Genomic DNA, 25915 nt, shown 5'->3' with positions numbered 1-25915 from the left:
ACCCCAGCCCGTCCGACGCATGAGGCCACTCAGCCCGGCCGGCGCTTGAGGCCACCCAGCCCGGCCGGCGCTTGAGGCCGATCAGCCCGGCCGGCGCTTGAGGCCAACCCAACCCAACCAAGACGCAACGCCCGCCGAACACAACCTCAGCCCAGCCGGCGCTTGAGGCCCCGCACGTTGACCAAGGCCGACCGCGACCGATCCACGATCTCCTCCGCATCGGCAACAGCCGAAAGATGCCGCGCCAACCGCAACCGCACATCTCGCCCCCCGCCGTCGGCGAAGTGCGACGACAGCCACGCAGCCGAAGCCTCCAGCGCAGCCCTCGCACCGGCCGCAGCCGCCGCGAGACAGGGCAACACGTCCTCGTCCGCACCATCGCGAACCGTCCTCGCGAGCCCGATCAGATCCGCCGCCAACGCGGCAATGCGCAACGGCACTTCGGCCTCGCCCACGGCAACGGAATCCACTCCGGCCGCAAGGCCCACCCGCATCGCCCGCTCCCGCATCCGCCCCGCCTCGGCCCGCGCCGCGCGCATCGTCTCCTCGGCGTCCGTCGTGTGCAGCGCCAGCGCCGCCGCCCGCTCGATCAACGCCGCAGCCTGCGCGGCTTGGAGCGCGGCAGCGGCCCCCCATCCCGCGACGTCGGGATCGGCCAGCCGGTCGAGGTGTTCCCCGATGGTCTGTTCGCGCAACGGACTCTCCTTGCACAGGGTGGACTCTGTCCCTGTCAGAGTGCCCGCCAAGATCCAATTACGCCATCAATCGCCCTTATTGGTTTAAACCGCCCCTACCCCGCATCACGCACCACGCACCACCACGCAGCACCACGCCGCACCGCCGGCACCCCGCACCCCCCGCGCCGCCGCACCGAACGCGCACCACCCACACCGACCACCAACCCACGCGCCACGCGCCCGAGTTCACTCCACGGTCTTGACGTCGCACCAGACCACCTTGCCGTCCGGCACGGGATAGCTGCCCCACTCCTCCGCCATCGCGTCCACCAGCAGCAGCCCGCGCCCGTGTTCGTCGAGCAGGTCCACCGCGTCGCCCGGCGTCGGGAGCGCCGCGTCGTTGTCCACGACCGCGATCCGGATCGAGTTCTCCCGCCGCAGCACGGCCAGCGCGACCGTATGACCTCGCGTCGAGTGTTTGACCGCGTTGGTCACCAGCTCGGACAGGAGCAGTTCGAGAGTGTCGACGGGTGCGTCGGGAACCCGCTCGTCGAGCACTCGACGCAACGCGTGCCGCGCTCGTGGGACCGCTTCCACGGTGGCCGTCAACCGCAGTGACAGGAGCAGCGGGCCGGCCGAAGACTCCCCGGGTCGCGGCGATGATGCGGTTTCGCCCACGTCTCCCCCTGCTCTCCCCTGGTGGCACGGATGAGGCGGCCGGAGTCATCGGCGACCTTTGTCCAAACTAGCCGCCACTTGTCCCCGCTGTTGGTGAGATCGACTTCTTTCCCCCCGGTGAAACGTGGCGCGGCCCGGCGATGGACGCGCGACCGGCGCTCGATCGGCGCGCGCCGCCGACAAAGGCGCCGTCGGGCGCCCCGGACGCGGTTCCCGCCCGGCTCGGCGGGGTAGCGATTCCCGACGACAGCCGCTCCGAGCAGCGCGCCGGGGCCGCCGCGTGACTCGTATCGCACGGCCCGGGACGGGGCTCGGGGAACCAACCGATCCGCCGCTTCGTCCCGCAAGCAGATGGCAACGGCCCGGACACCCGGTGCCGGCTCGCCACCCGGCCGCTAACGTCGGGGGTACCGACCGCGTCACGGAGGACCTGCATGCAGCCCCGGCTCCAGGCCACTCTGGCCGATTTCGTACCGGCCCTGCGCTTCGTCGCGCCCGAACTCGTCGCGGACTACCTCGAACACGAGGATCTGCCCGCGGCGTGGTGGATGAGCGTGCCCGTGGTGCGGGCCGCGGACACCTTCGGCCGGGACGAGCTCCCGGGGCGGCTCGCCGATCTGGCCTACACCGAACTTCGACACCTGCGCCTGGGCGACCTGCTGCCCGGGGCGTGGTTGGCCCGCAACGGCTTCCGGCTGTCCCAGTGGCCCGACGGCGCCCGGACGAACGTGATGGTGCGTACGCCGGACTGGGCGGACCTGCTCACCACCACCGTGCGCGAAGTCGGCGACTGGACCCAGATCGGCACCTCGACGGTGCGGCCCCTGGTGGCCCGGCTGTTCGAGGAGGTGCTCGGACTACTGCCCGCGGACGACGAATCGGTGGACGTGGACGCGGTGTTCGGCGCACCCGACACCGCGGCGAGCGAGCCCGTACCGGCGCAGGCATCCGCGTCCGCGGTCGAGGAGCAGCCGGAACCGACTCCGACCGAGCCGGACCCGGAGCCCGAGTCCACTCCCGAGCCGGTGCCCGTCGCGTCGAGCGCCGCGATCCCGGCCGCGCCGGCGGACGGCGACTGGGACAACCCGGACGACTGGGGCGACCTGGACGAGGACGAACTGCGCCCGGTCAAGCTGCCCGAGCCGCTGACCGCCGAACTGGGCACGGTGGTGCGCTGGCTGGCCGCCCAGGCGCCGGATGTACCGCTGATGGCACAACTCGCCCAGGTCACCCTGGAGACCGCAGCGGTGGTCGGCCTGGAGGACGCCTCGGACGAGGTCCGAACGGCGCTGACCGCGCTGCTCACCCAGGTCCCGTCCGGGCTGCGTGCCTCGCTCGTGATGCCGCCGGCGCCGGTGGCCGCACCGGAGACGCCCGAGACGGACGAAGCCGCGGCCGAGCCGAGCGGGCCGCCCGCGGCGACGCCGGAGCCGGCGACGGGCCGCGACGCGTACGGCGAGGTCCCGCCGCCCACCCGGGCCGACGTGGCCCCGGCCGCACCGGCCGGCCGCAAGCCGACGGCCGAGTCCGAACCCCGAGCCGGGTCCGCGTCGCCCTCCCCCGCCGAAGGGTCCGACGAGCCCGGGATCGGGTCGGGATCCGGCAGCCGTCGGGAGCCGGTGATCCGGACCGAGGACACCACCGAGGACGTGCCGCCGCGCGCCGTGTCCGCCGAGCCCGCGACCGAGGGCGACCTGCCCGGCCTGGACGCGTTCGGCGAGACGCCGCCGATGACGGTCGCGGACATCCCGCTCCGCACGATCAAGGGCCGCGGGCCGACCGACCCGGCGCCGAAACCGAAGTCGAAGTCGGACCCGAAGTCGGACCCGAAGTCGAAGTCCACCGCGGCCGATTCCACCGGGAGTGATGCCACCGAGGACCTCGGGCAGGACGCGTTCGGCGAGGTCCCGCCGCCCACCGCGGGCCGGCTGCCGGTGGTCGGCGAGTCGGACGTGGCACGCACGCCCGAGGGCCTGCGCATCCCGCCTCGACCGAGTCACCCGCCGCGCACCGCGCCGGCCCCGACGTCCGTCGCGGAGCCGGCCGCCGGTGCGCCCGCCGCGGAGGTGCCGTCCGTGCCCGCGCCGCCGGACCACTCGGCGGTGCCGCGGACCAACCGGGGCACCAAGGCCGCCGCCGCCGACCCCGAGGCCACCGTCGAGATGGTGCCGGGCTCGCTGCCCGGAACCCAGGACGCCACGATGCTCGTCGACCGGCCGCTGCCGCGCGCCGGCGAACCCGGCGGCGGCGACCCGGTCGCCGTCCTGGGGTCCTGGTTCACCGCCGCCGAACCGCAGCGCAAGATCCTCGCCCGGGATCGCCTGTTCACCGACTCGCCGCGCGAACTGGAGTCGCTGGCAGCCGAGTTCGGCACCTCGCCGGCCGAGGTCAAGGTCCTGGAGCGGGACCTGCGGCGCAACCTGGACGAGCGGATCGCCCGCTCGGAGGGCGCCCCGGTCCGGGTCCACCTGAGCTTCGTCCGGGACCGACTCGGTGTGCTCACCACGGTGTCCGAGCTGCGCGCGCTGCACCCCAAGCACACCGAGATCGTGCCGGGCCTGGAGATCCAGGTGTGGCAGGTGTTGCGCGGCCTGCTCGGCCTGCACACGTCGGTGGACGGCTGGCTGTCCGGCGCGCCGCTCGGCGAGTTGTCCGAGCGTACCCAGAGCACACTGGACGCGGCCTGCGCACACGGCCCGGTGCCGCTTCGGGCTCTGCAGCGCGACCTGGCCGCGATGGGTATCCGCGAGCCGCTGCAGACCGCCTGGATCAGCCGGCTGGACGGCTTCCAGGTGGAGAACGGCCAAGTGCTCTCCCGCTCGGCGGACACCCTGGAGCGGCCGGCCCAGAAGCAGCGGCAGGCGGCGCCGATCGGCGATCCGTCCTGGACCGCGGGCTGCTTCCGCGAGGACAACGGCGCGTGGGCGTTCCGGGTGGACGTGTCCACCGCGATGATCGAGGGCGAACCGGTCAAGCTGCCGGTCGCGTTCGCCCAGGCCCTGGGCGTCACCCCCGGGGGGCAGGTCCGCCTGCACCACGGGCACGGCCCCGCCGCGCTGCGCTGGTCCGACACGCCCTACCTGGTGTCCCTGCGCGCCATCCTGGCCGGCCTGACCGCGCACGAGGGCGACATGGTCTTCATCTCGTCCATCCACCAGGGCCGCCTGGAGGCCCGCCTGGTCCGCGGCGACGCCACGGTCCGGCTCCCCCGCTGGGCCCGCGCCCTACGCCACACCGGCGTGGACCCGGTCCCGGAGCAGGTCAACCTCCCCGAGCTCCTCGGTGCCCGAATCGGCCTCGACCCCGGCATCGACCTCAAGGCCGTCCTCCAACGCCTCCAACAACGCGGCGACACCGACGTCCTCGAACTCCTCGGCGTAACCCAACCCCGCCCCTGACAAGGCGAAAGCGCCGGGCGGGCCGACATCCATCGACCCACCCGGCGCTTTCCACACCCACCCAAGCCCAACCAAAACGCGCAAGGCCGACCAGGCAACCCCAGCCCGGCCGGCGCCTGAAGCCACCCCGGCCGAACCGAAACGCCCAACGCCGACCAGGCAAAACCCGGCGTTCGAGGCCAAAGGGCCCGCCGGCCCGGGAGGCTACAGGTTGAACCCCAGCGCGCGCAGCTGCTCGCGTCCGTCGTCGGTGATCTTGTCCGGCCCCCACGGCGGCATCCAGACCCAGTTGATCCGCATGTCCGCGACGATCCCCTCGGTCGCGGTCCGCGTCTGGTCCTCGATCACGTCCGTGAGCGGACACGCCGCACTGGTGAGCGTCATGTCGATGGTCGCGATGTTCGCGTCGTCGACGTGTACGCCGTACACCAGACCCAGGTCGACGACGTTGATCCCGAGCTCGGGGTCGACGACGTCGTACATGGCCTCGGTGACGTCCTCCGGCGTAGCCGCGGGACGCGCCTGCGTCTCGGTCATTTCTGCCCTTCCGTCGTCTGCAGCGCCTGCGCGGTGGCGTCCTTGAAGGCCATCCACCCCAGCAGCGCGCACTTCACCCGCGCCGGGTACTTGCTGACGCCGACGAACGCCACGGCGTCCTCCAGGACGTCCTCGTCCGGCTCGCCCTGTCCCTTGGACTGCATGAGCGCGAGGAATTCGTCCCCGGCGTGCATCGCGTCCTCGATGGTGTGCCCGATCACCAGGTCGGTCATCACGGACGCGCTGGCCTGGCTGATCGAACACCCCTGGCCCTCGTAGCTGACGTCGAGAACCTTCTCGCCGTCCAGCTTCACGCGCAGCGTGACCTCGTCCCCACAGGTCGGGTTGACGTGGTGGACCTGGGTGTCGAACGGGTCCCGCAGCCCCTTGTTGTGGGGGTGCCGGTAGTGATCCAGGATGATCTCCTGGTACATCCCGTCAAGCTTCATCTCTTCGCCTCCCGCCCCGTTCAGCCGAAGAACTGTCGAACATGTTCCAGCCCGGCCACGAGCGCGTCGACCTCGGCCGGAGTGGAGTAGAGGTAGAACGAGGCCCGCGTGGTCGCCGGCACGCCGTAGCGCAGGCACACCGGACGGGCGCAGTGGTGACCCACCCGGACCGCGATGCCCTGCTCGTCGAGCACCTGACCCACGTCGTGCGGGTGGATGTCGCCGAACGTGAAGGAGATCGCCGCACCGCGCGCCACGTTGTCCGCCGGGCCGATGATCTTCAGACCCTCGACGGCGTTGAGCGCGTCGATCGCGTACCCCGTGATCGCGTGCTCATGCGCGGCGACACGATCCATGCCGATCGCCGACAGGTAGTCGATCGCCGCACCGAGCCCGACCGCTTCCGCGATCGGCGGGGTGCCGGCCTCGAACTTGTGCGGCGCGGGCGCGTACGTGGACGCGCTCATCGTCACGGTCTCGATCATCTCGCCGCCGCCCAGGAACGGCGGCAGTTCCTCCAGCAGACCCAGCCGGCCCCAGAGCACGCCGATGCCGGTCGGGCCGCACATCTTGTGGCCGGTGAACGCGACGAAGTCGGCGCCCAGAGCCTGTACGTCCAGCACGGTGTGCGGCGCGGCCTGCGACGCGTCGACCACGACCAGGGCGCCGACGTCGTGCGCGCGGCGCACGATCGGCTCCAGGTCGTTGACCGTGCCGAGGATGTTCGAGGTGTGCACGACCGAGACGACCTTGGTCTCCTCGGTGATCACCTGCTCGATGTTCGACAGGTCGAGCCGGCCCTCGTCGGTGAGACCGAACCACTTGAGCTTCGTGCCGGTGCGCTGCGCGAGCAGCTGCCACGGCACGATGTTCGAGTGGTGCTCCATCTCGGTGATCACCACGTCGGCGCCCACGCCGACCTTGAACGGCTCGTCCGCCCAGGTCAGCATGTTGGCCACGAGGTTGATCGCCTCGGAGGAGTTCTTGGTGAAGATCACCTCGTCCCGGCTGGGCGCGTTGATGAACTCCGCGACCTTGTCCCGGGCGCCCTCGTAGAGCGCGGTGGCCTCTTCGGCCAGCACGTGCACGCCTCGGTGCACGTTCGCGTTGCTGTTCGCGTAGTACTGCGTCATGGCGTCGATCACCTGGCGCGGGGTCTGCGACGTGGCCGCGTTGTCCAGATAGACAAGCGGTCGGTCGCCGTGCAGGAGCCGTTCGAGGATCGGGAAATCCTTGCGGATCACGTCCGTGTCGAGCAGCCCCGGCAGGTGCACTGTCATGCAGTCTCCCCCTTGCCGGTGTACGCCTCGTAGCCTTCGTCCTCGAGCTTGTCCGCGAGCTCGGCGCCGCCGGACTCGACGATCCGGCCGCCTGCGAAGACGTGCACGTGGTCGGGCTTGATGTACTTGAGGATGCGCGTGTAGTGGGTGATCAGCAGGGTGCCGATCTCGCCGGTCGCCTGCACCCGGTTGACACCCTCGGACACCACGCGCAGCGCGTCGACGTCCAGACCGGAGTCGGTCTCGTCGAGGATGGCGATCTTCGGGCGGAGCAGCTCCAGCTGAAGGATCTCGTGGCGCTTCTTCTCGCCGCCGGAGAAGCCCTCGTTGACGTTGCGCTCGGCGAAGGCGGGGTCCATCTGGAGGCGCTCCATGGCCTCCTTGACCTCCTTGATCCACAGCCGCAGCTTGGGGGCCTCGCCACGGGTGGCGGTGGCGGCGGTGCGCAGGAAGTTGGACACCGAGACGCCGGCGACCTCGACGGGGTACTGCATGGCCAGGAACAGGCCGGCGCGGGCCCGCTCGTCGACGGTCATGGACAGCACGTCCTCGCCGTCGAGCAGCACACTGCCGCCGGTGACCTTGTACTTCGGGTGGCCCGCGACCGAGTACGCCAGGGTGGACTTGCCGGAGCCGTTCGGGCCCATGATGGCGTGGGTCTCGCCCTGCTTCACGGTCAGGTCGACGCCGCGAAGGATCTCGCGCGGACCGTTCTCGGCGTCCACACTGACGTGCAGGTCGCGGATCTCAAGCGTTGCCATAACGGACTCAGGACTCCTGGTTCACTTCGACATAGACGGCGCCGCCGTCGATCTTCACGGGGTACACGGGGACCGGCAGGTTGGCCGGGGGGCCCGAGGGGCGGCCGGTGCGCAGATCGAAGCGCGAGCCGTGCAGCCAGCACTCGATCGTGCAGTCCTCGACCTCGCCCTCGGAGAGGGACACGTTGGCGTGCGAGCACACGTCGTTGATCGCGTACACGTCGCCCTCGGTGCGCACGAGGGTGACCGGGACCTCGTCGAGCACGACGCGCAGCGGCGTGTCCTCGTGCAGGTCGGTCTCGGCGCAGGCCTTGAGATAGCTCATCGGGCGCCGCCTTCGAGGCGCGCCTCGATCTGCTTCATCAGCCGCTCCTGGAGGTCGGCGAGGCCGACCCGGGAGATCACCTCGGCGAAGAAGCCGCGCACGACCAGGCGGCGGGCCTCGTCCGCCGGGATGCCGCGCGACTGGAGGTAGAAGAGCTGCTCGTCGTCGAAGCGCCCGGTCGCACTGGCGTGCCCGGCGCCGGCGATCTCGCCGGTCTCGATCTCCAGGTTGGGCACCGAGTCGGCGCGCGCGCCGTCGGTGAGCACCAGGTTGCGGTTCAGCTCGTAGGTGTCGGTGCCTTCGGCGGCGGCCCGGATGAGCACGTCGCCGATCCACACCGTGTGCGCGTCCGCACCCTGAAGCGCGCCCTTGTAGGTGACCAGGCTGCGGCACTGGGGCACGTCGTGGTCGATGAACAGCCGGTGTTCCAGGTGCTGGCCGGCGTCGGCGAAGTACACGCCGTACAGCTCGGCGTCGCCACCCGGGGCGTCGTAGACCACGCGCGGGAACAGCCGGACCAGGTCGCCGCCGAGGGTGACCACGACCGACGTGAAGGACGCGTCCCGACCCACCCGGGTCAGGTGCGAGGCCACGTGCACGGAGTCGGCGTCCCAGTCCTGGATCGAGACGACCTTGAGTTTGGCGCCGTCGCCGACGATGAACTCGACGTTCTGCGCGTAGGTCGCGGAGCCGCTGTGGTCGAGCACGACGGTCGCCTCGGCGAACCGCTCGACCTCGATCGTGACGTGCCCGAACGCGGTGCCGCCGGCGCCGTGCAGGGTGACCACGACCGGCTCGGCGAGCTGGGTGTCCTTGCCGACCACGACGAGCGTGGCCTTCTCGAACGAGCTGTACGCCTGGGCCGCGACCCGGTCGACGGGCGCGCCGGCGCGGCCGATCCGCGCGTCGGAGCGGTCCACCGTCTCGACGGTGACACCCTCGGGCGCGGTCACCGAGACGGTGACCTCGCCCCGGTCGCCGCCCGCGGCGGTGCCGTCGTGCAGGCCGCGCAGGCGGGCCAGCGGGGTGAACCGCCAGTCTTCCTCGCGGCCGGTGGGCACCACGAAGTCGGCCACGTCGTAGGACGCGACGGCGACCTGACGGGCGTCCGCGGGCTGGGCGACCGAGCGACCGGTGCCGGGGCCGGCGAGCACGTTCTCGGCCCCGGCCTCGCGCACGGCAATCGATCCGGCGGTCGTGCTACCGGGAGTGTTGGTGTTCGCAGCCATGGACTAGCCCACAGCCCCTTCCATCTGAAGCTCGATCAGGCGGTTCAACTCGAGGGCGTACTCCATGGGCAGTTCGCGCGCGATGGGCTCGACGAACCCGCGCACGATCATCGCCATGGCCTCGTCCTCGGTCATGCCGCGGCTCATGAGGTAGAACAGCTGGTCGTCGGAGATCTTCGAGACGGTCGCCTCGTGACCCATCGACACGTCGTCCTCGCGGACGTCGACGTACGGGTAGGTGTCCGAGCGGCTGATCGTGTCCACGAGCAGCGCGTCGCACTTGACCGACGAGGTCGAACCGTGCGCACCCTCCTCGATCTGGACCAGACCGCGGTAGGAGGTGCGGCCACCGCCGCGCGCGACCGACTTGGACACGATGTTGGACGACGTGTTCGGGGCGCAGTGCACCATCTTCGAACCGGCGTCCTGGTGCTGGCCCTCGCCCGCGAAGGCGATCGACAGCGTCTCGCCCTTGGCGTGCTCGCCGAGCAGCCACACGGCCGGGTACTTCATGGTGACCTTGGAACCGATGTTGCCGTCGATCCACTCCATCGTGGCGCCCTCGTGGGCCACCGCGCGCTTGGTCACCAGGTTGTACACGTTGTTCGACCAGTTCTGGATGGTCGTGTACCGCACCCGGGCGTTCTTCTTGACGATGATCTCGACCACGGCCGAGTGCAGCGAGTCCGACTTGTAGATCGGCGCGGTGCAGCCCTCGACGTAGTGCACGTGGGAGCCCTCGTCGGCGATGATCAGCGTGCGCTCGAACTGGCCCATGTTCTCGGTGTTGATCCGGAAGTAGGCCTGGAGCGGGATCTCCACGTGCACGCCCGGCGGGACGTAGATGAACGAGCCGCCGGACCACACCGCGGTGTTCAGCGCGGAGAACTTGTTGTCGCCGGTCGGGATGACCGAGCCGAAGTACTCCTTGAACAGCTCCGGGTGCTCGCGCAGCCCGGTGTCGGTGTCCAGGAAGATGACGCCCTGCTCCTCCAGGTCCTCGCGGATCTGGTGGTAGACGACCTCGGACTCGTACTGGGCGGCGACGCCCGCGACCAGGCGCTGCTTCTCCGCCTCCGGGATGCCGAGCCGGTCGTAGGTGTTCTTGATGTCCTCGGGCAGGTCCTCCCACGAGGCGGCCTGCTTCTCGGTCGAGCGCACGAAGTACTTGATGTTGTCGAAGTCGATCCCGGAGAGGTCGGAGCCCCACGTCGGCATCGGCTTCTTGCCGAAGAGCCGAAGGCCCTTCATGCGCTGCTTCAACATCCACTCGGGCTCGGACTTCTTCGCCGAGATGTCCGCGACGACCTCTTCGGAGATGCCTCGTCGCGCCGAGGCACCGGCGGTGTCCGAGTCGGCCCAGCCGTACTCGTAGGTGCCCAGGCCCTCGAGCTCGGGGCGAGCGTCGGTGGTCATGAAGTAGTCCTCCCGGAAGCCGGGGTGGCGTCGGTCGATTCCCGCAGACGGGAAGGGCCCCGGCGCGGCGGATTCTTGTCTTCGCTGTTCTTGCGACCGGACGAGCCGGCCTTCGGGCCGGACGAGCCGACCCTGCGGCCGGTCGGACCGGCCGATTCAGCCTGTACAGCGGGAACGTGCGTGGTGCAGACGCCGTCGCCGTGGGCGATCGTCGCCAGCCGTTGCACGTGCGTACCGAGAAGGCGCGCGAACGCCTCGGCCTCGGCCTCGCAGAGCTGCGGAAACCGCTCGGCGACGTGAGCCACCGGACAGTGGTGCTGGCAAAGCTGCTCTCCGCCGGGTGCGGGCCGCGCACTCGCGGCATACCCGTCGGCGGACAGCGCCTCGGCCAGCGCTCGGGCCCGCTCCCCGGGGGGTGCGGACTCGACCGAGGGACGATACCTCTCCTCGCGCGCGGCAAGCCGCTCGCGGGCGAATTTCGTCACAGCCTCGTCGCCGAGGTGCTCGGCCACGAAGCTCAGCGCATCCGCCGCCAGCTCGTCGTACTCCTGGTGGAAGCCGGAGCGGCCGACGTCGGTCAGCGCGAACACCTTGGCCGGGCGACCCCGGCCTCGGCGCCCGTAGACGCGCTGCTCGGTGGCCTCGACGACACCCTCGGCGACCAGTGCGTCCAGATGGCGACGCACGCCCGCCGGGGTCAGCTCCAGTCGCTCGGCCAGGTCCGCCGCGGTGGACGGGCCGTGGTCGACGATCGAGCGGGTGACCCGGTGCCGGGTGCCCTCGTGACCGTCATGCTCGGGCGTGCCGACAGCCGCGGCGGGGGTCCGCCTCGGTGCCTCTTCGCTCGTTCGCATGTATTCCACAACACCATTGTTGCGTTAATCGGTCCCCAGACCAAACGGCGATCACGTGCGGTCCGTCACTTAGGTGTGCCTAACAACACACCTCGCGTCGCACCCGGCCCGACCTGCGGATTTCCTGACGGCCCGTCAGGTAGACCGATCCGGACGACCCCGCCACGAGGGATGCCGAGACCTTTCTAGACTGACTCGTCATGGACTCCTCGCCGCCGGCAGTCGCGATCACGGGCCTGGTCAAGCGCTACGGCGACAAGACCGCCGTGGACGGGCTCTCGCTCACCGTCGAACGCGGCCTGGTGACCGCGGTGCTCGGCCCCAACGGTGCCGGGAAGACCAGCACGATCGAGATCTGTGAAGGCTACCGGCGCGCCGACGCGGGCGAGGTGCGGGTGCTCGACCTGGACCCGGTGCGCGACGCCGCCGCGCTGCGGCCCCGGATCGGGGTGATGTTGCAGTCGGGCGGCGTGTACTCGGGGGCGCGCGCCGAGGAGATGCTCCGCCACGTGGCGAAGCTGCACGCCCACCCCCTGGACGTGTCGATGCTGATCGAGCGGCTGGGCCTGGGCTCGTGCGGGCGGACCACCTACCGGCGGTTGTCCGGCGGACAGCAGCAGCGCCTGGCGCTCGCGCTCGCCGTGGTCGGCCGCCCCGAGCTGGTCTTCCTGGACGAGCCGACCGCCGGACTCGACCCGCACGCCCGGCACGCCACCTGGGATCTGGTGCGCGAGCTGCGCGGCGACGGGGTGAGCGTGGTGCTGACCACCCACCTGATGGACGAGGCCGAAAAGCTCGCCGACGAGGTGGCGATCGTGGATCGGGGCCGGGTGATCGCGTCCGGCTCGCCCGAGGCGCTGTGCCACGACGGCGCGGAGAACTCGCTGCGCTTCGCCGGACCGCCCGGCCTGGACCTGGGCTCGCTGCTGAACGCGCTGCCGGAGGGCGCCAAGGCGCTGGAGGTGTCCCGCGGTGCGTACCGGATCGAGGGCGAGATCGACCCGCAGCTGCTGGCCACGGTGACCTCGTGGTGCGCGCAGCACGGGGTGATGCCCGAGCGGCTGACGGTGGAACGACGCAGCCTGGAGGACGTGTTCATGGAGCTGACCGGACGGGAGCTGCGGAGTTGAGCGCGGTGGCGAAGGCTGCGGTATCGCAGGACGGGACGCGCGGTACGTTCGCGCCCGCGCCGGGGGCGGCGCCGCTGCGCCGGATGATCCTGGCGCAGAGCGCGCTGGAGACCCGGATGTTGCTGCGCAACGGTGAGCAGCTGCTACTGACGGTGATCATCCCGACGCTGCTGCTGGTGGTCTTCTCCTCGGCGGACATCGTGGACACCGGGGACGGCGAGCGGGTGGACTTCCTGACGCCGGGCGTGCTCGCGCTGGCGGTGTTGTCGACCGCGTTCACCGGGCAGGCGATCGCGACCGGGTTCGAGCGCCGCTACGGCGTGCTCAAGCTGCTCGGCTCGACGCCGCTGCCGCGGTGGGGGCTGATGCTCGCCAAGACGGCCTGCGTGGTCCTGGTGGAGATCCTCCAGGTGGCGCTGCTCGTGGTGATCGCGCTGGCGCTGGGCTGGTCGCCGCACGGCAATCCGGTGTGGGTGGTCCTGCTGCTCCTGCTGGGCACCGCGGCCTTCTCCGGGCTGGGCCTGTTGATGGCCGGGACACTGCGCGCCGAGGCCACGCTGGCCGGCGCGAACCTGGTGTTCATCCTGCTGCTGCTGGGCGGCGGGGTGATCGTGCCGCCGGACAAGTTCCCCTCCGGGGTCGAGCACACGCTCGCGCTGCTGCCGATCTCGGCGCTGTCGGACGGGCTGCGGGACGTGCTCCGGGACGGATCCGGGCTGCCGCTGGGCGACTTGGCGATCCTGGCGGTCTGGGCGGTTTTGGGCCTGGGCGCGGCGGCGCGCTTCTTCCGCTGGGAGTGAGGTCCGCGAGCGCGGCGGGTGCGGCGCGGGATCGGCATCGGTCGACACCCCTGGTGCGCTTGTGAATTCATTCACGACGTAGCATGTCGCGCATGAGTCTGCAGGCCGTCTCCCCCCCCGTCGCCCGCCGGGTGTTCCTCGCGAACCTGGTGGCGCAGATCGGCATCGTCGTCACGGGCGGTCTCGTCCGACTCACCGACTCGGGCCTGGGGTGCGACACCTGGCCCCGGTGCGACAAGGACACCAGCGACTGGACGCCGCACCAGGCGGTCAGCCATCACGCGTACATCGAGTTCGGCAACCGCATGCTGACCTACGTGGTCGGCGCGATCGCGGTGGCCTGCGTGGTGGCCGCATACCGGCTGACCGTGCGCCGCAAGGACATCACCACGCTGGCCTGGATCCAGATCGGCACGGTCGTCGGCCAGGCCGTACTGGGCGGCATCACCGTGCTGACCGACCTGCACCCGATGGCGGTGGCCAGTCACCTGCTGCTGTCCATGCTGCTGATCGCCTCTGCGGTCGCGCTGTACGAACGCGGCGGCGAGGGCGACGCACCGGCCCGGCTGCCGGTGCGCCCGGAGATCCGCTGGTTCGGCTACGGCACGCTGGCCGTGGCCGGCGCGCTGGTCGTGATCGGCACCGTGGTCACCGGCTCGGGGCCGCACGCGGGCGACCTCAAGGCCAAGCGCTTCGACGTGGACATCGACCAGATGGCCTGGCTGCACGCCGACCTGGCCTTCCTGCTCCTGGGCGCGGCCGTCGCCCTGGCCCTGGCCCTGCGCGTCACCGACGCCCCCACGGACGCCCAGCACCGCGTCTGGTGGCTGCTGGCCGTGCTGATCCCGCAGGGCCTGATCGGCTACATCCAGTACTTCAACGGCCTCCCCGAGTGGATGGTCCTCACCCACATGCTCGGCGCCGCCCTCACCGTGGTCACCGCCACCCGCGCCCTGTTCGGCCTGCGCATCCGCGGCGACGCATCGCCCGAAGCCGAGATCGGCCACTTCGACGACGCCGAACTGCGCGAACCGGTCGCCACCCGCTACTGACCGCCGGACGCCGGCGCGGAAACGGGTCGAACCCTCGCGGGTTCGACCCGTTTCGATGTTCGGGGACCTCCCGGGTCAGCGGGTGGGGACCGCCAACAGGAGGGCGAAGCGCTCCCGGGGATCGGTCCACCAGTGGCGGATGGTGAAGCCTGCCGTGCCGAGTTCGGCTTCCAGCGGGGCGCGGCGGAACTTGGTGGAGATCTCGGTGCGCAGCAGTTCGTCGCGCGCGAAGTCGACGGAGAGGTCGAGGGTCGGGATCTTGACGGTCTGGTCGACGCGGGAGCGCAGGTGCATCTCGATGCGCTCCGCCTCGGCGTTCCACAGGGCGACGTGGTCGTAGGCGTCGGGGTCGAAGTCGGCGTCGAGTTCGCGGTTGAGCACGTGCAGCACGTTCTTGTTGAAGGCGGCCGTGACGCCCTGGCTGTCGTCGTAGGCGGCGACCAGCACGCCGGGGTCCTTGACCAGGTCGACACCGAGCAGCAGGGTGTCGTCGGCGCTCAGGGCACGGCGCAGGATGCGGTAGAAGTCCACGCGCTGGGCCGGGTCGAGGTTGCCGAGCGTGCTGCCCAGGAAGCTGAGCAGGCGGGGGCCGGGTTCGTCGGCCAGGGCCAGGTCGTGTTCGAAGTCGGTGACCGTGGCCGCGACCCGCAGCGCCGGGTAGTCGCGGCACAGCGCTTCACCGGCCTGGGTCAGCGCCGAGTCGCTCACGTCCAGCGGCACGTAGCGGTCCAGCGTGCCGGCGGCGGTGAGCGCGTCCAGGAGCAGCCGGGTCTTGCGGGAGGAACCGGAGCCGAGCTCGATCAGGGTGTGGGCCCCGGTGGCGGCGGCGATCTCCTCGGCGCGCCGGGTGAGGATCTCGTGTTCGGCGCGGGTGGGGTAGTACTCGGGCAGGTGGGTGATCTCCTCGAACAACTCGCTGCCGCGCGCGTCGTAGAACCACTTCGGCGGCAGCGACTTGGTCGGCGCGGTGAGGCCCCGGAGCACGTCGGCGCGCAGGGTGGTGTCGAAATAGTCGGCCGGCAGCCGGTGGTCGAGGGTGAAGCGGCTGTTCATGGGACGCCGTTCCTGTGGGGCGGATGACGGACGTTGTGCCTGTGCGGCGGATGGCGGACGTGCGGCGACGGCCCGTACGGGGCGGATCGCGGCGATGCGGACACCGCTGCGGGTGGCCACGAGAAGGGAACGATCGGGTACCTCGACCCACGCGCCCCAGCCGCCGACCGTGTCCTCGTCGGGCTCGGAGGCGACCAGGACCCGCCCGGGGGCGGTGCGGTACCAGAGGGTGTCCCCGTATCGGGTGGCGAAGACGGTCGCCCCGTCGGTGAGCAACATGTTGAGCCGGGCATTCGGGCGTACCTCGGCGATCCCGCGCACCAGCGAGGCCAGCGCCCCGCCGACCGGCTCGCGCCGGCGGAGTCGGCGCGCGAGCATGGCCCACAGCAGCGCCGAATCGCAGCGCGCCTCCAGGTTCAGCAGGTCGGCCGGGTCGAGCGCGGGCCCGATCGGCAACCGGGTCCAGTCCGGGATCGCGCCGTTGTGGCTGAACAGCAGGCGGCCGTCCCGATACGGCGCCGCCGCGGCCTCGTCCTGGCTGGTGCCGGCGGTGGCGCTGCGCACGGCGGCCAGGAACGCGCCGCTGCGCACGGTGCGGGCCAGGTCGGGCAGATTCGGATCGGCCCAGATCGGCAACGCCCGCCGGTAGCGGGCCGGTTCGACGTCCACGACGGCCTCGGCCGCGTCGCCGGAGCCCGCTTCGGCCGATCCGCCCGGGTACCAGCCGAAGCCGAAGCCGTCCACGTTGACCGTCCCGTGGCGCTGCCGACGCGGCGCCCAGGACTGCTCGTACAGGCCGTGCGCCGGGTCCGTCAGCACCTCGGCGAGGGTGATCTCCGGTCCCAGATAGGCCAGATGACGGCACATCAGCGCGCCTCCCGGGGCGCCGCGTCGCGGGCGGTCCGGAAGCCGGCGAAGATCTGCCGACGAATCGGCAGGTCCCAGTTGCGGAACGTGCCTCGGGCGGCCACCTCGTCCACGCCGAACGCGCCGCCGCGCAGCACCTTGTGGCCGGGGCCGAAGAACACCTCGGAGTACTCCCGGTACGGGAACGCCGCGAACCCGGGATAGGGAAGGAAGTCGGAGGCGGTCCACTCCCAGACGTCGCCGAGCAGCTGTCGGGCCCCGCACGCCGCGGCACCCGCCGGGTACGCGCCGGCGGGCGCCGGTTGCAGGTGCCGTTGGCCGAGGTTGGCGTGTTCGGGGGTGGGCTCCGCGTCGCCCCACGGATACCGCCGCGAGCGCCCGCCGGCCGGATCGTGCCGGGCTGCCTTCTCCCACTCGGCCTCGGTCGGCAACCGCCGGCCGGCCCAGCGGGCGTAGGCGTCGGCCTCGTACCAGCACACGTGCAGGACCGGTTCGTCGGGCGGCACGGGTTCGGTCCGGCCGAACCGCCGGCGCAGCCACGTGTCCCCGTCGCGCCGCCAGAACAGCGGCGCGGTGAGCTCGGCCTCCTGTCGGTGTCGCCAACCCTGCGGATTCCACCAACGCTCGTCCGCGTACCCGCCGTCGGCGATGAACTCCTGGTAGGCCGCGTTGGTCACCGGCACGGTGTCCAACCAGAACTCCGGTACGTCCACGATGTGCGCGGGTCGTTCGTTGTCCAGCGCCCACGGGTCGGTGTCGGTGCCCATCTCGAACGGTCCCGCGGCGACCGGGACCTCCTGCGGCAGGGCAGCCGCGTCGGCCGCTCCGGGCGGTGCGGGCGCATGCAACACCGGTTCCCCCAGCCGCAGTTGGTGGGTGGCCAGCATGGTCTCGTCGTGTTGTTGCTCGTGCTGGGCGAGCATGCCGAACACGAATCCCTCGGCCAGGAGCGGGTCGCCGCCGGTGTCGAGATCGACGGATTCCAGTACGCGCGAAGTGTGTTCGCGCACCATCCCGACGTATTCCCGGGCCTGCTCGGGTCCGAGCAGGGGCAGCGCGGGCCGGTCGGCACGCGGGTGCCGGAATGCGTCGTAGAGCGGGTCCAGGTCCGGACGCAGCGCCGGTTCACCGCCGGCCCGGCGGACCAGCCACAGCTCCTCCTGATTGCCGATGTGCGCCAGGTCCCAGACCAGCGGCGACATCAACCGGGAGTGTTGGGCGGTCAGTTCCTCGTCGGTCAGGCAGTCGGTGAGAGCCAGCGTCCGGGCTCGGGCCCGGGCCAGCGCGGCCCGGGCTATCGTCCGGCGGTCGGCGACCGGGGGCGCCACGTGCGTGTCGGTCGGTTCTGCGGATCGCGTGGATCGGGTGGGCCGGCCGGCTTCGGTCGGCTGCGCGGCCTGCGACCTCGCTCGCCGGGACCGCTTCGACTGCTTCGACGCCTTCGGCGACTGCGACGGCTTCAACGACTTCATCGACTGGTCCTTTCCAGCAGGTCGTCCGCGGGACATCGGCCCCGTTCGGCGTAGCGCCTGGTGAATTCGGCGACGGCCGCACGGAGCGGTCCGGGGGTGCCGTTGTCGGAGAGGGCGTTCTCGGTGGCCGCGAAGCACGCCCGAATCGCCTTGCCGAGTACCGGGTCGGCGGGCCCGAGTCGGGCGGCCCGGCTCCAGACCGAATCGGTCGGCACCGCCGAGCCGTTCGGACACAGCGGCTCGGTCGCCTCCCAGGCCGCCTCGGCCGCGACCGGGTCGTCCAAGAGGGTGGCGGCCATCGCCGCGGGGACGACCCAGTCGTCACCGCGCTGGGCGTCGATCATCCGCAGCTCCAGCCAGCCACGCGGGCGGACCGGCGGGAAGAGCGTGGTCAGGTGGTAGTCGAGATCCTCCAGGGTGGGTGGGCGCACTCCGGGTGCGCCGCGCAGCCAGGAGCGGAAGGTCAGCCCCTCGGGTGCGGTCCAGCCGTCCGCCGAACTGCCGCGCACACACAGCAGCGGGGCGTCCAGCGCGTAGCACGCCCATGCGGCGCGCGGGTCGGGGTCGGCTCCCGGCGGTGGTCCCGGCGGCCGGGTGCGGCCGGGGTCCATCCGGGCCCAGACGAGTTGTCGGGTCGACCGCCATCCGGTCGGTTTGCCTTGCCACAGCGGGGAGTTGGCGAACGCGGCGACCAGTACGGGGCCTAGTCGGTGGGTCAGTTCCCAGCGCGATCGGTAGCCCCGGCGGCCCTCGCCCTCCTCTCCCGCATCCAGGTTGACCTGCACGGACGCGGTGCCGCGCATCATCATCCGGCCCCATGCGCCGTCCCGGTCGAAGTACGCCTCCATGGCCCGGTAGCGGGGATGGTCCACGATCCGTCGCGGGTCCCGATACGGCTCCAGGCCGTGGCCGGCGAGCACCAGTCCGCTCGCCGCCAGCGCCTGCTCCAGGGCCGCCGTGTCGGCCCGGAGGTCCTGGGCGCATCGGGCGAGCGAGGTGGCGGGCGGTGAGCTCAGCTCGACCTGTCCACCCGGCTCGCGGGTCAATCCGCTGCCGAACGGCAGCCCCTGCGCCTTCAATGGGGCCAGGGCCTCGTCCAGCCGCTCCGGCGCCACCTCCCGGCGGGCGTCGGCGCCGTCGTGCACGATCCATTCCAGCTCGATCCCGACCCGTGCGGGTGGGCCGGTCTTGAAGCACACGCCGTGCACGTGGGCCTGTGCGTCGTCCTCCTTCAGAGCGGTAGCCATCGCCCTCTCACTCCTTCGGTCCATCGTGTGGTCCCGTGGTCCGGTCCCGGTCGAGGTCCCCGGTTCGGTCCCTCATGTCACTTTCCCGCTCTGCTGTACCCGGCGAACAGGACCGGAACACCCGTACCCCCGTGAACCCCGAACCACGCCCACATGGCGCCCGAACGGCTCCGGGACGAGACCGCCTGGTTGCCCTGGGTAGCCCCGGGCGATATCCGCAGGTGGCGCGCGGGGGCGTGGGCGCGGGCGTACCGCTCGACACGGGAGGGCGGGGCGTCGGCCATCCGCCCGATCCCGGGCCCGGGTCCGGGTCCGCCCGGCCGGCCGGCGATTCATCGGTCCGGGTGACGACGCGACCAATGCTGGACAACGCCGTACGCGTGCCCTGTCATGGTGCGATGACCGCCGCGCAGCCGACGCCGACCCCGATGCCGCCCATCGACCTGGACGGCTACACCGGCAGGCACGAGCACGACCATCCGTTGCATCGGGAGCGCGGGTTCGCCTTCTTCGCGCCGGCGCCCGAGGGCGCCGCGGAGGATTCGGGTCACCGCCTCGAAGCGGCCCGGCGCGACAGGCTGCTCTTCGACCTCGCCGCCTGGCACCACGACGTCGCGCCGACGTACGTTCGGGCCCGGGCCGCGGAGGACCGGGCGCACGAGGCGGTGCGGGTCAGGGACGAGGATCCGACCGACGAGCGCCACGACGCGGCGGTGCGGGCGGTCCGGGCGTACGCATGCGCCCGCTCCGACCTGCTCGTACTCCTGGACCGGCAGCCGATCCCGCGCGGCGGCGAGAGCCTCTACGAGCGGTACGTGCCCGAGCGGACCCGGATCGATCCGACCACCCTGACCCCCGAAGCCGACCTCCGCCGCCGGGTGGGCCTGCTGCCTTAAGGCACGTATGTGGTCGTGATCAACAGGTGGTCCGGGTGCGGCGCTCGATCCGGATGAGGCCCCCGCAGCGGCATTCAGGAGGACGCGTTGGAGCGACGGACACTGTTGGGGATCGGGGCGGGGCTCGCGGTCCTACCCGCCTGGTGGGCCGTGCGGCAGGTGACGAACGGGGCCGAGGAGGACTGGCACACCGAAACCGCACCGCTGGAGCGGGCGTTCCCGGTGCTCGGCGCGCTCACCGACGCCAGGTGGGTCAGCAGCCGGGACAACGACCGCGACCTACCGTCGCCGGAGCTGGTGCTCTCCGGCTTCGCCCGGCTGGCACCGGGAAAACTCGCCGAGCTGACGGCGACCCACGCCTTCGTCTCCGAGGGGCCGGCCGACGGCTTCTCCTCCTGGTTCGAGAAGTCGCTCGCGGGCCAGGGGCCGAAGAACCCGCAGTGGATCCGTTCGCACGAACTCGACCGCGACGGCGACGGCTACTCCACCAAACTGTGGTTCGACCGTCGCAGCGACACCGTCCGGTTCCGGGCACTCAACCCGTACGCAGGGCCGCCCGCGTGACGTCGTGAAGGACCGGATCAACCCTGCGAGCCGCCCAGTTGCAGGCCCGCCATCCGGGACCATTCGTACTTGGTCGTGCGCACCTTCGCCGCGAGGTCGTTCGGGAACTCCTCGTGCAGCGTGACGCCCGCCTTGGCGATGGCCGCCCGCGCGATGTCCGGGTCGCGGACGACCTGGTCACCCCACGCCCCGTCGGCCCCGACGAGCACGATCCGGGTCGCGTCGCGCCCGACGTACTCGACGATCGCGTCGCCCCCGCCGCCGTGTGCGGCGGTGAAGCGCTCGATGTGCTTGGCGATCCTGCGCACCTGTCGCTCGACCCGCGCATCCGGGGAACCCGGGTCCGGCGTGGCCGTCGTGGTCTCGGTGTCCGTCATGGCGCCCACATTACCGAGGGCACGCCGCCGGATCCGGGCGAATGCGCGTGGTCCGGATCACGTCGCCCGGAATCGCGCGGATCAACCGGACCGGATCGGATCGAAAAGCCGGACCGCACCAGCCGAATCGGATCAGAACAACAGCGGGTCGACCGCCACCGCGACGAACAGGAGCGTCAGGTAGGTGATCGACCAGTGGAACAGCCGCATCTCCTTGAGCTTGCCACCCGTGATCTCGGCCTTGGCCCGACGCTGGAGACCGTGCGCCTCCCACAACCACGCGATGCCCAGCAGCGCCGCCGCGATCGGGTAGAGCGGGCCGGTGTCCGCGGCCGGCCACAGCAGCATCGAGACGCCGACCATGACCCAGCTGTAGGCCACGATCTGGTTCGCCACGACCTTGTTGCCCGCGACCACTGGCAACATCGGCACGCCGGCGTTGGTGTAGTCGTCGGTGAACTTCATCGACAGCGGCCAATAATGCGGCGGCGTCCAGAAGAAGATCACCGCGAACAGCACCACCGGGGCCCAGTCCAGCGAATTGGTCACCGCGGTCCAGCCGATCAACACCTGCATGCAGCCGGCGATGCCGCCCCACACGATGTTCTGCGGTGTGCGCCGCTTGAGCAGCATCGTGTAGACGACCACGTAATAGAAGATCGCGAAGACCGAAAGCGCCGCGGACAGCGGATTGACCAGGAACCAGAACCACGCGGTGGAAACCACGCCCAGCACGCTCGCGAACACGATCGACTCGCGCGGCGACACCATTCCGGTGACCAGCGGCCGGCGTTCGGTGCGGTGCATCAGCCGGTCGATGTCCCGGTCGAGGTACATGTTGAAGGCGTTCGCGCTGCCCGCGGAGAGGTAGCCGCCGAACACGACCAGGAGCACCAGACCCAGGTCCGGCAGGCCGTGCGCCGCGAGGAACATCACCGGAATCGTGCTGATCAGCAGCAGTTCGATGATGCGCGGCTTGGTGAGGGCCACGAATGCGAGAATCCGGGCCATCGGCGGGCGGGCGCCGGCGGGCGCATTTCCCACCAGCCCGGCCGGTCGGGATTCGACGGCTGTCACGAACACCCCATCAGCAGCGTTTTCGGCCGGGCCCGGGTGCCGCCCGGAAGCCGGTTTGCTCGTCAATATGTAAGCGGTATGCAAGCGGCGTCGGAGCGTCCAGGCCCGGACCCACTAGCAGGAAACTGTAGTCCCTCACCAGGGGCACAAACCCTCGGGGGCATGCCCGCAGCACCGCCGGGTAGCCGAGACGAAGGTCGCCGTGCGTCCGGCCCCGTGCCCACCGTGGGTCGCACCCGGCCCCCACGTATCTCCCGTCCTGTCCACAAGGTGAAAGTCACCACCCGCGTGGGCGTCCTCCGAGCGAGGGACCATGTCACCCCCGGTAGGCTCGGCCACGTGCCTGAGGCGCCGGGGCGAAGGTCCCGAGCCGGCCGCTTTTATTCGGCCTATCCCGGAAGACCCCGGAAGGAGCCCTGAACAGGGTGAGCACCAAGCCGACCCCCGACAACAGCTCTCTCGACTGGAGCGACCTCGACAAGCGAGCCGTCGACACCGCTCGCGTGCTGGCGATGGACGCCGTTCAGAAGGTCGGTAACGGCCACCCCGGAACGGCCATGAGCCTGGCCCCCGCGGCCTACCTCATCTGGCAGAAGTTCCTGCGCCACGACCCGACCGACCCGGACTGGACCGGCCGCGACCGTTTCGTGCTGTCCCCGGGGCACACCAGCCTGACCCTGTACACACAGCTCTACCTGTCCGGCTACGGCCTGACCCTGGACGACCTCAAGTCGTTCCGCACCTGGGGCAGCCGCACGCCCGGTCACCCCGAACACGGCCACACCGCCGGCGTCGAGACCACCACCGGGCCGCTCGGCCAGGGCGTGGGCAACGCGGTCGGCATGGCGATGGCCGCCCGCTACGAGCGCGGCCTGTTCGACCCCGAAGCCGCCCCCGGCACCTCGCCGTTCGACCACACCATCTGGGTGATCGCCTCCGACGGCGACCTGGAAGAGGGCATCTCCGCCGAGGCCAGCTCGCTCGCCGGTCACCAGAAGCTGGGCAACCTCGTCGTGGTCTACGACGACAACCACATCTCGATCGAGGGTGACACCGAGACCGCGTTCAGCGAGGACGTCCTCGCCCGCTACGCGGCCTACGGCTGGCACACCATCCGGGTCGAGCCGCAGGCCAACGGCGACATCGACGTCGAGGCGCTGCACGCGGCGCTGGAGGCGGGCAAGGCGGAGACCGGCCGGCCGACCATGATCGGCATGCGCACGATCATCGCGTGGCCCGCGCCGAACGCGCAGAACACCGGCAAGGCGCACGGCTCGGCGCTGGGCGCCGAAGAGGTCGCGGCCACCAAGAAGGTGCTGGGCTTCGACCCGGAGCAGAGCTTCGAGATCGCCGACGACGTGCTGGCGCACGCCCGCAAGGTGGTCGACCGCGGCCGCGCGGCGCACGACGCGTGGAAGAGCGCGTTCGCCAAGTGGGCCGAGACCAACCCCGAGCGCGCCGCCGAGCACGCCCGGATCTCCGCCCGTCGGCTGCCCGACGGCTGGGAGAAGGTGCTGCCGGAGTTCGAGGCCGGCAAGCCGGTCGCCACCCGCAAGGCCTCCGGCAAGGTGCTCGCCGCGCTCGGCGCGGTCATCCCCGAGCTGTGGGGCGGCTCGGCCGACCTCGCCGAGTCGAACAACACCACGATCGACGAGGGCAGTTCGTTCCTGCCCGAGGGCAACCCGCTCGAGGGCGCGAGCCCCTACGGCCGCACCGTGCACTGGGGCATCCGCGAGCACGCCATGGGTTCGACCATGAACGGCATCGCGCTGCACGGCGGGACGCGCATCTACGGCGGCACGTTCCTGGTGTTCAGCGACTACATGCGCCCGGCCGTGCGGCTCGCCGCGCTGATGAAGCTGCCCACGACGTACGTGTGGACGCACGACTCGATCGGCCTGGGCGAGGACGGCCCGACCCACCAGCCGATCGAGCACATCGCGGCGCTGCGCGCGATCCCCGGCCTGGACGTGGTCCGCCCGGCGGACGCGAACGAGGTCGCGGTGGCATGGCGCAAGATCCTGGAGACCACGGACCGTCCGGCCGGCATCCTGCTCACCCGCCAGGACGTACCGACCTGGGACCGCACCGAGTTCGGCCCGGCCGAGGGCACCGCGCGCGGCGGTTACGTGCTGGCCGAGGCGTCCAGCGGCACCCCGCAGGTGATCCTGATCGGCACCGGCTCCGAGGTGCAGACCGCGGTCGCGGCGCGCGAGGTGCTGGAGGCCGAGGGCGTGCCGACCCGGGTCGTCTCGCTGCCCTGCCTGGAGTGGTTCAACGAGCAGGACCAGGCGTACCGCGAGCACGTGCTGCCGCCGTCGGTCAAGGCGCGCGTGTCGGTCGAGGCCGGCATCGCGCAGGGCTGGCGCGAGCTGGTCGGCGACGCGGGCCGGATCGTCTCGCTGGAGCACTTCGGCGCGTCGGCGGACTACAAGAAGCTGTTCGCCGAGTTCGGGCTGACCCACGAGGCGGTCGTTTCGGCCGCTCGGGAATCCCTGGCGCACGCCGGTAGCTGAAGATCACGTAACCCTGTGGGCGGTGTCGGGTGGCAACACCCGCCCGACACCGCCCACGCCGGGCGCCGATCCGCCGCCCACAAGGCGGCCGGGTCCGGCCGCCGACTCGATAAGGAGCAAAGTGTCATGACGGAACCCCTGCGTCGCCTGTCCGCCGAGGGCGTGGCCGTGTGGCTCGACGACCTGAGCCGGACGCGGCTGGAGTCCGGCAACCTGCAGGAACTCGTCCGCGACCGCGAGGTCGTCGGCGTGACCACCAACCCGGCGATCTTCCAGAAGGCGATCACCGGCAACGACGTCTACGACACGCAGCTGCGCGACCTCGCCGTGCGCGGCGTGACCGTCGAAGAGGCCGTGCGGATGATCACCGCGGCCGACGTGCGCCGGGCATGCGACGTGCTGCGCCCGGTCTACGACGCGACGAACGGGGTGGACGGTCGGGTCTCGATCGAGGTCGACCCGCGCCTCGCGCACAAGACCGAGCCGACCATCGCCGAGGCCCGCCAGCTGTGGTGGCTCGTCGACCGGCCGAACCTGTTCATCAAGATCCCGGCCACCAAGCCCGGTCTGCCCGCGATCTCGCAGGCGCTCGCCGAGGGCATCAGTGTCAACGTCACGCTGATCTTCTCGCTGGAGCGCTACCGCGCGGTGATGGAGGCCTACGTCGAGGGCATCGAGCGCGCCCGCGCGGCCGGCCTGGACATCTCCGAGATCGAGTCCGTGGCGTCCTTCTTCGTCTCCCGCGTGGACACCGAGATCGACAAGCGGCTGACGGCGCTCGGCACGGACGAGGCCAAGGCCGCGGCCGGCAAGGCGGCCGTCGCCAACGCGCGGCTGGCCTACCAGGCCTACGAAGAGGTCTTCGGCACGGAGCGCTGGCAGGCCCTGGCCGCCGCCGGCGCCCGGCCGCAGCGCCCGCTGTGGGCCTCGACCGGCGTCAAGGACCCGGCGTACCGCGACACCATGTACGTGGACGACCTGGTCGTCAAGGGCGTGGTGAACACGATGCCCGAGGCCACCTTGGACGCGGTCGCCGACCACGGCTCCATCACCGGTGACACCGTGCACGGCACGTACGAGTCGGCCCAGGCCGACCTGGACGCGATCGCCAAGCTCGGCATCTCCTACGACGAGGTCGTCGACCTGCTCGAAGAGGAGGGTGTCGAGAAGTTCGAGACCTCCTGGAACGAGCTGCTCGCGTCCGTGCAGGGCGAGCTGGAGCGGCTCGTCAAGGGCTGACGCCCGCCGGACCGACGAACG

At 71.3% G+C, this 25915-nt stretch carries 23 protein-coding genes and 1 pseudogene; 8 read left to right on the top strand and 16 right to left on the bottom strand.

What is annotated here, in order from left to right:
• Positions 1–146: 146 nt before the first annotated feature.
• Positions 147–695 carry a hypothetical protein gene (locus ACIBM5_RS06780; protein WP_396005724.1) on the bottom strand — a complete coding sequence of 183 codons (549 nt, stop codon included), beginning with the start codon at positions 693–695 and terminating at the stop codon, positions 147–149.
• 228 nt (positions 696–923) lie between these two features.
• Positions 924–1355, bottom strand: coding sequence for an ATP-binding protein (locus ACIBM5_RS06775; protein WP_396005723.1), 432 nt, complete (start codon positions 1353–1355; stop codon positions 924–926).
• A gap of 434 nt (positions 1356–1789) precedes the next feature.
• On the opposite strand from ACIBM5_RS06775, the gene ACIBM5_RS06770 reads away from it, so the two are divergent.
• Positions 1790–4753 (top strand): hypothetical protein, encoded by a 2964-nt coding sequence (locus ACIBM5_RS06770; protein ID WP_396005722.1) that lies wholly within the window; start codon positions 1790–1792, stop codon positions 4751–4753.
• A gap of 204 nt (positions 4754–4957) precedes the next feature.
• Here ACIBM5_RS06770 and ACIBM5_RS06765 read toward each other — a convergent pair whose 3' ends face one another.
• Genes ACIBM5_RS06765 through ACIBM5_RS06730 form a run of 8 tightly spaced genes read right to left on the bottom strand, consistent with a single transcriptional unit; the run spans position 4958 to position 11604 of the window.
• Positions 4958–5290 carry a metal-sulfur cluster assembly factor gene (locus ACIBM5_RS06765; protein WP_355541487.1) on the bottom strand — a complete coding sequence of 111 codons (333 nt, stop codon included), beginning with the start codon at positions 5288–5290 and terminating at the stop codon, positions 4958–4960.
• Complete coding sequence (gene sufU, locus ACIBM5_RS06760) at positions 5287–5739, bottom strand: Fe-S cluster assembly sulfur transfer protein SufU (RefSeq protein WP_396005721.1); 453 nt, start codon at positions 5737–5739, stop codon at positions 5287–5289. The genes ACIBM5_RS06765 and sufU overlap by 4 nt, the downstream gene beginning before the upstream one ends.
• Positions 5740–5759: 20 nt before the next feature.
• Positions 5760–7019 carry a cysteine desulfurase gene (locus ACIBM5_RS06755; protein ID WP_391582526.1) on the bottom strand — a complete coding sequence of 420 codons (1260 nt, stop codon included), beginning with the start codon at positions 7017–7019 and terminating at the stop codon, positions 5760–5762.
• Positions 7016–7780 (bottom strand): Fe-S cluster assembly ATPase SufC, encoded by a 765-nt coding sequence (gene sufC, locus ACIBM5_RS06750; RefSeq protein WP_391582527.1) that lies wholly within the window; start codon positions 7778–7780, stop codon positions 7016–7018. The genes ACIBM5_RS06755 and sufC overlap by 4 nt, the downstream gene beginning before the upstream one ends.
• Before the next feature lie 7 nt (positions 7781–7787).
• Positions 7788–8105 (bottom strand): non-heme iron oxygenase ferredoxin subunit, encoded by a 318-nt coding sequence (locus tag ACIBM5_RS06745; protein WP_355541499.1) that lies wholly within the window; start codon positions 8103–8105, stop codon positions 7788–7790.
• On the bottom strand, positions 8102–9334 hold the full coding sequence (gene sufD / locus ACIBM5_RS06740; protein WP_396005719.1) for a Fe-S cluster assembly protein SufD: 1233 nt from the start codon (positions 9332–9334) through the stop codon (positions 8102–8104). Before sufD ends, ACIBM5_RS06745 begins: the two co-directional genes overlap by 4 nt.
• A gap of 3 nt (positions 9335–9337) precedes the next feature.
• Entirely contained in the window at positions 9338–10750 is a 1413-nt protein-coding gene (gene sufB / locus ACIBM5_RS06735) for a Fe-S cluster assembly protein SufB (RefSeq protein ID WP_020553549.1), read from the bottom strand.
• Positions 10747–11604 carry a helix-turn-helix transcriptional regulator gene (locus ACIBM5_RS06730; RefSeq protein ID WP_396005718.1) on the bottom strand — a complete coding sequence of 286 codons (858 nt, stop codon included), beginning with the start codon at positions 11602–11604 and terminating at the stop codon, positions 10747–10749. The genes sufB and ACIBM5_RS06730 overlap by 4 nt, the downstream gene beginning before the upstream one ends.
• Positions 11605–11804: 200 nt before the next feature.
• On the opposite strand from ACIBM5_RS06730, the gene ACIBM5_RS06725 reads away from it, so the two are divergent.
• The 3 genes from ACIBM5_RS06725 (at position 11805) to ACIBM5_RS06715 (ending at position 14586) form a co-directional block, all read left to right on the top strand.
• The gene (locus ACIBM5_RS06725; RefSeq protein WP_396005717.1) at positions 11805–12734 is read left to right on the top strand and encodes an ABC transporter ATP-binding protein; all 930 of its coding nucleotides are present in this window, start codon (positions 11805–11807) and stop codon (positions 12732–12734) included.
• Between the two features lie 83 nt (positions 12735–12817).
• The gene (locus ACIBM5_RS06720; RefSeq protein ID WP_396005740.1) at positions 12818–13534 is read left to right on the top strand and encodes an ABC transporter permease; all 717 of its coding nucleotides are present in this window, start codon (positions 12818–12820) and stop codon (positions 13532–13534) included.
• Between the two features lie 92 nt (positions 13535–13626).
• Positions 13627–14586, top strand: coding sequence for a heme A synthase (locus tag ACIBM5_RS06715; protein WP_396005716.1), 960 nt, complete (start codon positions 13627–13629; stop codon positions 14584–14586).
• Between the two features lie 75 nt (positions 14587–14661).
• On the opposite strand, the gene egtD is transcribed toward ACIBM5_RS06715, so the two are convergent.
• From egtD to egtA, 4 genes and pseudogenes are all read right to left on the bottom strand, one after another.
• Entirely contained in the window at positions 14662–15639 is a 978-nt protein-coding gene (gene egtD / locus ACIBM5_RS06710) for an L-histidine N(alpha)-methyltransferase (protein ID WP_396005739.1), read from the bottom strand.
• A gap of 147 nt (positions 15640–15786) precedes the next feature.
• Positions 15787–16506: pseudogene (egtC, locus tag ACIBM5_RS06705) on the bottom strand (ergothioneine biosynthesis protein EgtC); the annotation flags it as partial.
• On the bottom strand, positions 16506–17834 hold the full coding sequence (gene egtB, locus ACIBM5_RS06700) for an ergothioneine biosynthesis protein EgtB (protein ID WP_396005714.1): 1329 nt from the start codon (positions 17832–17834) through the stop codon (positions 16506–16508). The gene egtB and the pseudogene egtC, both read right to left, overlap by 1 nt.
• Positions 17835–17974: 140 nt before the next feature.
• The gene (egtA, locus tag ACIBM5_RS06695; protein WP_396005713.1) at positions 17975–19225 is read right to left on the bottom strand and encodes an ergothioneine biosynthesis glutamate--cysteine ligase EgtA; all 1251 of its coding nucleotides are present in this window, start codon (positions 19223–19225) and stop codon (positions 17975–17977) included.
• Positions 19226–19623: 398 nt separating this feature from the next.
• Here egtA and ACIBM5_RS06690 point away from each other — a divergent pair, with 398 nt between their 5' ends.
• Entirely contained in the window at positions 19624–20121 is a 498-nt protein-coding gene (locus ACIBM5_RS06690) for a hypothetical protein (RefSeq protein WP_396005712.1), read from the top strand.
• Between the two features lie 87 nt (positions 20122–20208).
• Positions 20209–20685, top strand: coding sequence for a hypothetical protein (locus tag ACIBM5_RS06685; RefSeq protein ID WP_396005711.1), 477 nt, complete (start codon positions 20209–20211; stop codon positions 20683–20685).
• A gap of 17 nt (positions 20686–20702) precedes the next feature.
• Here the strand turns inward: ACIBM5_RS06685 and ACIBM5_RS06680 are convergent, their stop codons facing one another.
• Both ACIBM5_RS06680 and ACIBM5_RS06675 read right to left on the bottom strand, forming a co-directional pair.
• A complete protein-coding gene (locus tag ACIBM5_RS06680) occupies positions 20703–21062 on the bottom strand; it encodes a hypothetical protein (protein ID WP_391582535.1) in 360 nt (119 codons plus the stop codon).
• A gap of 132 nt (positions 21063–21194) precedes the next feature.
• Positions 21195–22139 carry a heme o synthase gene (locus ACIBM5_RS06675; RefSeq protein WP_391582536.1) on the bottom strand — a complete coding sequence of 315 codons (945 nt, stop codon included), beginning with the start codon at positions 22137–22139 and terminating at the stop codon, positions 21195–21197.
• A gap of 425 nt (positions 22140–22564) precedes the next feature.
• Between ACIBM5_RS06675 and tkt the strand changes: the two genes are divergently transcribed.
• The gene (gene tkt / locus ACIBM5_RS06670; protein WP_391582537.1) at positions 22565–24655 is read left to right on the top strand and encodes a transketolase; all 2091 of its coding nucleotides are present in this window, start codon (positions 22565–22567) and stop codon (positions 24653–24655) included.
• Between the two features lie 126 nt (positions 24656–24781).
• Positions 24782–25894, top strand: coding sequence for a transaldolase (tal, locus tag ACIBM5_RS06665; protein WP_396005710.1), 1113 nt, complete (start codon positions 24782–24784; stop codon positions 25892–25894).
• Positions 25895–25915 lie beyond the last annotated feature (21 nt).

Source organism: Embleya sp. NPDC050493 (assembly GCF_044458105.1).
Classification (GTDB): Bacteria; Actinomycetota; Actinomycetes; order Streptomycetales; family Streptomycetaceae; genus Embleya.
This window is presented reverse-complemented; position numbering and strand designations above follow the sequence as displayed.

Bases quoted from the DNA above. Each gene is read 5' to 3' on its own strand.
- ACIBM5_RS06770 (WP_396005722.1), top strand. From the start codon at position 1,790: ATGCAGCCCCGGCTCCAGGCCACTCTGGCCGATTTCGTACCGGCCCTG.
- ACIBM5_RS06765 (WP_355541487.1), bottom strand. From the start codon at position 5,290: ATGACCGAGACGCAGGCGCGTCCCGCGGCTACGCCGGAGGACGTCACC.
- sufU (WP_396005721.1), bottom strand. From the start codon at position 5,739: ATGAAGCTTGACGGGATGTACCAGGAGATCATCCTGGATCACTACCGG.
- ACIBM5_RS06755 (WP_391582526.1), bottom strand. From the start codon at position 7,019: ATGACAGTGCACCTGCCGGGGCTGCTCGACACGGACGTGATCCGCAAG.
- sufC (WP_391582527.1), bottom strand. From the start codon at position 7,780: ATGGCAACGCTTGAGATCCGCGACCTGCACGTCAGTGTGGACGCCGAG.
- ACIBM5_RS06745 (WP_355541499.1), bottom strand. From the start codon at position 8,105: ATGAGCTATCTCAAGGCCTGCGCCGAGACCGACCTGCACGAGGACACG.
- sufD (WP_396005719.1), bottom strand. From the start codon at position 9,334: ATGGCTGCGAACACCAACACTCCCGGTAGCACGACCGCCGGATCGATT.
- sufB (WP_020553549.1), bottom strand. From the start codon at position 10,750: ATGACCACCGACGCTCGCCCCGAGCTCGAGGGCCTGGGCACCTACGAG.
- ACIBM5_RS06730 (WP_396005718.1), bottom strand. From the start codon at position 11,604: ATGCGAACGAGCGAAGAGGCACCGAGGCGGACCCCCGCCGCGGCTGTC.
- ACIBM5_RS06725 (WP_396005717.1), top strand. From the start codon at position 11,805: ATGGACTCCTCGCCGCCGGCAGTCGCGATCACGGGCCTGGTCAAGCGC.
- ACIBM5_RS06720 (WP_396005740.1), top strand. From the start codon at position 12,818: ATGATCCTGGCGCAGAGCGCGCTGGAGACCCGGATGTTGCTGCGCAAC.
- ACIBM5_RS06715 (WP_396005716.1), top strand. From the start codon at position 13,627: ATGAGTCTGCAGGCCGTCTCCCCCCCCGTCGCCCGCCGGGTGTTCCTC.
- egtD (WP_396005739.1), bottom strand. From the start codon at position 15,639: ATGAACAGCCGCTTCACCCTCGACCACCGGCTGCCGGCCGACTATTTC.
- egtA (WP_396005713.1), bottom strand. From the start codon at position 19,225: ATGGCTACCGCTCTGAAGGAGGACGACGCACAGGCCCACGTGCACGGC.
- ACIBM5_RS06690 (WP_396005712.1), top strand. From the start codon at position 19,624: ATGACCGCCGCGCAGCCGACGCCGACCCCGATGCCGCCCATCGACCTG.
- ACIBM5_RS06680 (WP_391582535.1), bottom strand. From the start codon at position 21,062: ATGACGGACACCGAGACCACGACGGCCACGCCGGACCCGGGTTCCCCG.
- tal (WP_396005710.1), top strand. From the start codon at position 24,782: ATGACGGAACCCCTGCGTCGCCTGTCCGCCGAGGGCGTGGCCGTGTGG.